We start from the raw sequence: 7,499 nt of genomic DNA, 5'->3' as shown, positions 1-7,499 counted from the left end.
ATGTGTGGTAGGATACCATTAAAGGTAATGAAAATCAGCCACTTGACCTATTTTATTGTACTAAATTTTATCAATTAACTTATTTGTTCTCAACGGATTAGTTATAAATTTAACGAAGTATTAATGGATAAAAAATAAGCAAAACATGCTTCCCAGTAAAATATTATGTATCTTTGCCGCATGTTAAACAAACTATTTAAATCGGATTTGGTGTAGTAAACAATCTGTATTCCTTGTACAGGTTGTCCTTTCGTTTATTCTCGGGTAATTCTATCCGGGCATAATTCTTATTGTATTAATTCAATTTTAATCAGTGTACAATGATGACGGCATTGTTATGCTTTCACGGGTATACTATATATATATAAAGAAATGAGTAACGAAAATAAAACAATTCACGAATTCGATTTTAATTTAATCTGCGAATACTTTTTAAATACAGAACGTCAGGGGCCCGGAAGTCCAGAAGTGACTCTTCAAGCATTGGGCTTTATAGACAACCTTACCGACCAATCCCTTATCGCCGATTTGGGTTGTGGTACAGGCGGCCAGACAATGGTATTGGCACAGCATGCACCGGGACATATTACCGGTCTTGACTTTTTTCCGGGATTCATCGACAGGTTCAACAGTAATGCCAGAGGGCTGAATCTCCAGGATAGAGTGAAGGGAATCGTCGGTTCGATGGACAACCTTCCTTTCGGAGAGGGAGAGTTAGACCTGATCTGGTCGGAAGGAGCCATTTATAATATAGGCTTTGAACGCGGACTGAACGAATGGCGCAAATATCTGAAAACAGGAGGATATATCGCTGTTTCTGAAAGCGCCTGGTTTACTGAAGAACGTCCGGCAGAGATTCATGATTTCTGGATGGAAGCTTATCCGCAAATAGATACGATACCCAATCAGGTTGCCCTGATACAAAAGGCTGGGTATCTTCCTGTCGCTTCTTTTATTTTACCTGAAACTTGCTGGACAGAGCATTATTTTGCACCGTTGGTTAAAGCCCGGGAAAAGTTTCTGGCCAAATATCCGGGAAATAAAACTGCCGAAGAACTTGTCGCGATGTCACATCACGAAGAGGAGTTATACCACAAGTATAAAGAGTTCTACGGCTATGTATTTTATATCGCTAAAAAGATAACGCTATGATTCGTTTAAATATGTATGGTTGGAATGACCGGTTGAACCAACTAAAACAAGAATCGGCATATAATACATTGTCTCACGGACGGATAGCCATCGTGCATCGTACCTGTTACGAGGTTATATCCGATAGCGGACTGTACCAATGCGAGTTGACGGGAAATATGATGTATGGGAAATCTGACTTTGAACTGCCCTGTACAGGCGACTGGGTATTGTTTCAACCATTCGACGATAGCAAAGGCATTATCGTCGGTATGTTACCTCGTGAACGGACTTTATACCGCAAGAGAAATGGAACGGTAGCCGGAAAACAGGCAATTGCTTCGTATGTTGACAAGGCGTTTATCGTGCAGAGCCTCGATGATAATTTCAATATACGCAGGGTGGAACGTTTCATGGTTCAGATCTTGGAAGAAAACATCCATCCCGTATTGATACTCAATAAGGCTGATTTGCCTTTTGATAAACAGGAGACAGAGGAAGCAATCAGGCACCTTACCCGTAGGATGCCGGTGTTCTTCACAAGTATCCATCACCCTGAAACGGTCTCCCGGTTACGGGATTCCATATCGGAAGGCGAAACGGTTGTCTTTGTTGGTTCTTCGGGGGTAGGGAAGAGTTCTCTTGTTAATGCACTTTGTGAAAGGTCGGTGCTGCTGACGTCGGATATAAGCCAGTCCACCGGAAAAGGACGGCATACTTCCACCCGGCGGGAAATGGTTTTGATGGACGGTTCAGGTGTTTTAATCGACACTCCGGGTATCCGTGAGTTTGGATTGACTGTAGATAATCCCGATTCACTAGCCGAAATGCTGGAAATCTCCAACTATGCAGAATCGTGCCGTTTCAAGGATTGCACACATACCAACGAACCCGGCTGTGCTGTTCTGGAAGCAGTCGCTGAAGGTTCGCTAGATATCAAAGTGTATGAAAGCTATCTGAAACTAAAGCGTGAAGCCTGGCATTTCTCCGCTTCCGAGCATGAAAAACGTAAAAAGGAAAAATCCTTTACAAAGCTCGTGGAAGAGGTGAAGAGGCGCAAGGCTGATTCCTGATTTTATATTTATGGTGCAGGTATCTTCGGATTCCTGCACTGTATTATATTTGTATCCATATTTTATATTTTTTGGCAAGTAGGACAGTAGTAAACGGCTCCGCCGCCGTTAGATGTATCTTTAATAATAGAATTACCACATCTTGGACATGGATTATTCAATGTATTTCTGGACAAAATGGTTTTATAGTTTCCATGTTTGCCGAACAGGTCTGTTTCGGTATCTCTTCCGCCTTGAAGAACCATAGTTTTTAAGGTCGTTTTGATCGATTGCAATAAGGCTGATTTATCAGTATCTGTCAATGAACTTATTTCTCTTTTAGGATTGACTTTTGCGTTGAACAGTATGTCTTGCAATACTCCGTTCCCCAAACCGGGAATGCGTTGTTTTGCAGCCAACAGCATTTTAACCGATAATTTAGGCTTTAAACCAACAAATAGCTTCTCAAAATAAGAATCATTGAATTCGCTATTTAGCGGAGAGATGCTTTCTGCGCTTTTTTTGTAATATACTTCGTCATATATTCCGGTATATGCAGCTATCACTCCAAACATACCTACGGTAAAAGCAAGATAGGTATTATCATCAAGTGTAAGCAATAGTTGATAATTATCCGGCATTTTGTCCGATATTGTACCGTATTTCAGGTTTGTTCCATCTCCGAAACTGATTTTTGTGTCTTTATCCAATATTATATCTACATACATACCAAAACTTTCGGAAGATTTGATTTCTTTTCCGGTAAGTAGTTTGCCATAAGTGAGGGGATCGCCATAATAGAATGTATTCTTATGATATTTTGTGGCATTGAATACTTCTGTGATAATTCTACCTTTTAAGGTAACATCGATCTGTTTCGCTAATGTTTGATTTTCCGGTAATTCTTTCATGGTATTATTTCTTTGTTGTTTTTTCAATAGGAATATATATTTCTGTCAATAAGTTATTATAGTCTTCTTCTATCGGAGTCTTAATATATAACTCGAAACTTAATGTGTTTTTCTGTCGATATTCACTCTGTGGAAGCCATGTTAAGTAAATGTATCTATATAAATCGGGTAAAGAGGAATAATCGCCTTCATATTTGAATACCGCATAATGTCCGGCAGGTATTTCCATCATTCCGAATTTGCCTTTTGCCTTCACTTTTTGATTAACAGTAAGTCCGATAAGAAAGCGGCAATTGTTATAAACTGTAATAAGCGGGTCATCCATACTCACGCTTATAAATCTGTTTTCAGGACTTTTTGTAATATTGCTTTCTGCAAAAGATAGTAGTTCTTTCCATATATCCTTATAGGCTTTCATCGTAGAACACGTATTATCAATGGTTCTATAAATCATACTTAAACTACTAATATTCTTAATTTGAGGTGATTTTTTTCTGAAAGTATGGGTGATTCATTATAGGACTTTTGTTTGTATTGCTGTTTATAATCTGATGGAGACAGCCCAAAGCGTTTCTTAAACGCTTTGGATAGGCTATGTTTGGTTTGATAGTTAGTTTGCAGCACGATGTTGTTCAGAGAAAGGTTTGCTGTCAAAAGTAGATGTGCGATATATTCTAAACGTATACGCTGGATATAAACTCCTATGCTTTCGCCGGTGTACTCTTTAAATATACGCAGGAAATGGAACTTTGATAGTCCGGCAATTTTGGATAATTGTTCGGTATTGAGCATATCAAACAAATGGCTGTTGATATAAACCTTTATCCGATTTATTATTTCATTATAAATATTTTCAGTGTCAATCTTTTGCTTCCATCGTTTAAGGGTAGGTAATCTTTTGTTAAGAACAGTTCGAAGTTCATTCGGTGTATATTGGGTATGGACATGATTATTGAAAAGATCAGTATTCTCAACCCATACATCAATTACTTTTTTCATTGAATAATCCACTGTATATTGCCCATTTTGATAACAGTAGACACAATATTCATCACATTTCGTTTGGTCGCCGTTAGTCCCAAGAAGTTCTTCCTGATTTATATCTAATGGCATTCCGCAACTTTGGCAGTATCTCTTTTCTATTTCCAACTCCATAATTAACTATTCGAATTATATCATGCAAATATAGAGAAGATATATCCGGAAAGGTTGTCCAGTGTTGCTATCTTATTGTGAATTAGTTTCTTTTTTAGAGATGCCTACTTTGGAATAGGATAAGTTTTATTCTGTCGGTAAAACGATAAATATGAATTTTTGTTTTGTGTATAAAACAAAAATAGACTATCTTTGTATTGTGACTAGAATGAAAACAGGAAGATATGGACAAAAATATTTTGAAAACGGTTATCGCCGACAATCAAGTGGAAGTCCCCAAATATAAGGTGATTCCTCGAAATTTTACTTTCGAGGAGTTTGGAAACTATGTTTTTGTGGGTATTCGGCGAGCGGGAAAGTCTTACTTGTTATATCAACGGATGCAGCAACTACTAGCACAAGGTGTACAGTGGGATGAAATGCTTTATATCAATTTTGAAGATGAACGTCTTACCGGAATGAAAGCAGAAGATTTAAATCTGTTGTTGGAGGTTCATTTAGAAATGTATGGAAAGAAACCTATCCTGTTTTTGGACGAAGTACAAAACGTTTCTGGATGGGAAAAATTTGCCCGTCGTATGGCTGATACCAAACATCGGGTTTATATTACTGGAAGCAATGCCAAAATGTTAAGTCAAGATATTCAGACAACTTTAGGTGGACGTTATATTCCTATTGATGTTTATCCGTACTCTTTTAAAGAGTTTTTGACGGCAAACAATGTTCCTGCTACTACCAATCATCTGCTGTCTACGGAAGGCAAAGCCGAAGTATTACGAAAATTCAATGACTATTTCTATTTTGGCGGATTCCCGGAAGGAGCTGAGTTATTGGTTAAACGAGATTACTTGACCAGTGTTTACCAAAAAATCTATTTGGGGGATATTGCAGCCCGTCATACGATAGATAACACATTCGCTTTACGTATCATGTTCAAGAAATTGGCTGAAAGTGTCAAGCAGCCTTTGTCATTTACCCGGATAGCAAATATTGTATCGTCAACTGGGGCAAAGGTAGGAACGCAAACAGTCATTAACTACATGGAATACGCTAGAGATGCGTGGCTTATTAATCCTATCCAGAATATAGCGGGTAAATTGGTCGATAAGGAAACTTCACCCAAGTATTATTTTACAGATAACGGCATTCTGAATCTTTTTTTATTGGATGGGAATACTTTTTTATTGGAGAATATGGTGGCCGTAAATCTACTGCGTAAATACGGGCGAAATGATGCTGTTTATTTCTATAATCAAGGTATTGAGGTTGACTTCTATATTCCCGACGATTACACTGTGATTCAGGTTTGTTACAATCTCGACAATAGCGATGGAACATTTGACCGGGAAATAAAAGCCTTGCTAAAAATTACCGAAGTTTTGGAATGTAAGAAACTATTGATTATTACCCGCGATACGGAACGAACGATAGAAATGAGCGGAAAAACAATTGAAGTCCTTCCGATATGGAAATGGTTGTTAAGTATGTAATAACAAGAAAAGTATGATGCTCTGCGAAGAAATCTTTAAGGACATCATACCTAATTTGAGTCAACTCAATTTGTATAGGAATTTTCATATATCAGATTTGAATACCTCTAATTAACCTATTCTTTTTTTGTAAATGCCGATCTTTATTGTGTACTTTGCGTAAAAGGTATTATTTCAATCAGATGAATTATGGCAAAGCTTTATCCTATCGGTATACAGAATTTTGAAAGTCTTCGTCAGGACGGATATATCTATGTTGACAAAACAGAACTGATTTATCAATTAGTGAAAACGGGCCGCTATTATTTTTTGAGTCGTCCACGCCGTTTTGGGAAAAGCTTGCTTATTTCTACTTTGGAAGCTTATTTTCTGGGGAAAAAGGAGTTATTTGAAGGCTTAGCTATCGAAAAGCTGGAAAAAGATTGGTTGGAATATCCTGTACTTCACTTAGATTTGAATGCTGAAAAATTCGATAGTCCCGAACGTTTGGATGCTTTGTTAAGTAATCAGTTGACGCAGTGGGAAGAACTTTATGGCCGTGGAAAAGATGAAACAACACTTTCGCTTCGCTTTAAGGGAGTGATCCGCAGGGCTGCTAAGCAGACCGGTCAACGTGTTGTAATCTTGATTGACGAATACGATAAGCCGATGTTGCAGGCATTGGATAATGATGGACTACAAGAGATATATCGTGATACTTTGAAAGCTTTTTATGGTGTGATGAAGAGTATGGACGGGGATATCAAATTTGCTTTCTTAACAGGGGTAACTAAGTTTGGGAAAGTGAGTGTGTTCAGCGATCTGAATAATTTAGACGATATTTCGATGAAAGGACCTTTTGCTTCTATTTGTGGTATTACAGAAGAGGAATTGCACGAATATTTTGATGAAGATATTAAAGCTCTTGCCTCATCTCTTTCTTTAACAAATGAAGAAGTCTATGCAGAATTAAAAGGATGTTATGACGGTTATCATTTTGTGCCGAATGGTCCCAGTATGTATAATCCTCTCAGTTTGCTTAATACCTTTAAGTATTTGCAGTTTGGTAGCTACTGGTTTGAAACAGGTACACCAACCTATCTGGTAAAATTGTTAAAACACTCTCATTATGACTTGTATAACATGGCGCATACGGAAACGGATGCCGATGTTTTGAATAGCATTGACTCCACATCTGTTAATCCAATACCTGTGATTTATCAGAGTGGATATTTGACAATCAAAGGATATGATCGTGAATTTGGTATTTATCGTCTGGGATTTCCTAATCGTGAAGTGGAGGAGGGCTTTATGAAATATCTGCTTCCTTTCTATGCCAATACGGATAAAGTAGATTCTTCTTTCCATATTCAGAAGTTTGTTCGTGAGATACGTTCCGGCGATTATGATTCCTTCTTCTGCCATCTGCAAAGTTTTTTTGCCGATACTCCTTATGAGTTGGTTCGTGATTTGGAGTTACACTATCAGAATGTCCTGTTTATTGTGTTCAAATTGATTGGTTTCTATGTAAAAGCAGAATACCATACTTCGGAAGGCCGTATTGATTGGGTTTTGCAAACGGATCGTTTTATTTACTTGATGGAATTCAAATTGAATGGAACAGCAGACGAGGCTTTACGCCAGATCAATGAAAAAGGCTATGCACTTCCTTTTGCTTCCGATCCCCGTAAATTAATCAAGATAGGAGTGAATTTTAGTGCAAAGACTCGCAATATAGAGGAGTGGAAAGTAGAGTAATGATTAATAATATAGTTGAAATC

The 7,499-nt window shown here is 37.8% G+C and carries 7 protein-coding genes; 4 read left to right on the top strand and 3 right to left on the bottom strand.

Annotation, left to right across the window (positions count from 1 at the left end; translation table 11 throughout):
- The first annotated feature begins 372 nt into the window (after positions 1-372).
- Together NBH15_RS25810 and rsgA are read left to right on the top strand one after the other, a co-directional pair.
- On the top strand, positions 373-1,152 hold the full coding sequence (locus tag NBH15_RS25810) for a class I SAM-dependent methyltransferase (RefSeq protein ID WP_128134982.1): 780 nt from the start codon (positions 373-375) through the stop codon (positions 1,150-1,152).
- On the top strand, positions 1,149-2,204 hold the full coding sequence (rsgA, locus tag NBH15_RS25805) for a ribosome small subunit-dependent GTPase A (RefSeq protein WP_250823929.1): 1,056 nt from the start codon (positions 1,149-1,151) through the stop codon (positions 2,202-2,204). The genes NBH15_RS25810 and rsgA overlap by 4 nt, the downstream gene beginning before the upstream one ends.
- A gap of 62 nt (positions 2,205-2,266) precedes the next feature.
- On the opposite strand, the gene NBH15_RS25800 is transcribed toward rsgA, so the two are convergent.
- The 3 genes from NBH15_RS25800 to NBH15_RS25790 are packed head-to-tail and all read right to left on the bottom strand — an operon-like array spanning position 2,267 to position 4,249.
- Positions 2,267-3,094, bottom strand: coding sequence for a zinc finger domain-containing protein (locus tag NBH15_RS25800; RefSeq protein ID WP_128134984.1), 828 nt, complete (start codon positions 3,092-3,094; stop codon positions 2,267-2,269).
- Positions 3,095-3,098: 4 nt separating this feature from the next.
- Entirely contained in the window at positions 3,099-3,548 is a 450-nt protein-coding gene (locus tag NBH15_RS25795) for an AraC family transcriptional regulator (protein ID WP_128134985.1), read from the bottom strand.
- 2 nt (positions 3,549-3,550) lie between these two features.
- A complete protein-coding gene (locus NBH15_RS25790; RefSeq protein WP_128134986.1) occupies positions 3,551-4,249 on the bottom strand; it encodes a zinc ribbon domain-containing protein in 699 nt (232 codons plus the stop codon).
- Positions 4,250-4,473: 224 nt separating this feature from the next.
- On the opposite strand from NBH15_RS25790, the gene NBH15_RS25785 reads away from it, so the two are divergent.
- Together NBH15_RS25785 and NBH15_RS25780 are read left to right on the top strand one after the other, a co-directional pair.
- Positions 4,474-5,739, top strand: a complete 1,266-nt coding sequence (locus tag NBH15_RS25785; protein ID WP_128134987.1) for an ATP-binding protein — start codon at positions 4,474-4,476, stop codon at positions 5,737-5,739.
- A 189-nt stretch (positions 5,740-5,928) separates the two neighbouring features.
- Complete coding sequence (locus tag NBH15_RS25780) at positions 5,929-7,476, top strand: PD-(D/E)XK nuclease domain-containing ATP-binding protein (RefSeq protein ID WP_244051090.1); 1,548 nt, start codon at positions 5,929-5,931, stop codon at positions 7,474-7,476.
- Positions 7,477-7,499: the final 23 nt, after the last annotated feature.

This window comes from Parabacteroides caeci (assembly GCF_023656795.1).
Classification (GTDB): Bacteria; Bacteroidota; Bacteroidia; order Bacteroidales; family Tannerellaceae; genus Parabacteroides; species Parabacteroides segnis.
The sequence above is the reverse complement of the archived record's forward strand: the minus strand, read 5'-3'. Positions and strand labels throughout refer to the sequence as shown.

What these genes read in the sequence shown, in the direction of transcription:
- NBH15_RS25810 (WP_128134982.1), top strand. Translation starts at nt 373, where the DNA reads ATGAGTAACGAAAATAAAACAATTCACGAATTCGATTTTAATTTAATC.
- rsgA (WP_250823929.1), top strand. Translation starts at nt 1,149, where the DNA reads ATGATTCGTTTAAATATGTATGGTTGGAATGACCGGTTGAACCAACTA.
- NBH15_RS25800 (WP_128134984.1), bottom strand. Translation starts at nt 3,094, where the DNA reads ATGAAAGAATTACCGGAAAATCAAACATTAGCGAAACAGATCGATGTT.
- NBH15_RS25795 (WP_128134985.1), bottom strand. Translation starts at nt 3,548, where the DNA reads ATGATTTATAGAACCATTGATAATACGTGTTCTACGATGAAAGCCTAT.
- NBH15_RS25790 (WP_128134986.1), bottom strand. Translation starts at nt 4,249, where the DNA reads ATGGAGTTGGAAATAGAAAAGAGATACTGCCAAAGTTGCGGAATGCCA.
- NBH15_RS25785 (WP_128134987.1), top strand. Translation starts at nt 4,474, where the DNA reads ATGGACAAAAATATTTTGAAAACGGTTATCGCCGACAATCAAGTGGAA.
- NBH15_RS25780 (WP_244051090.1), top strand. Translation starts at nt 5,929, where the DNA reads ATGGCAAAGCTTTATCCTATCGGTATACAGAATTTTGAAAGTCTTCGT.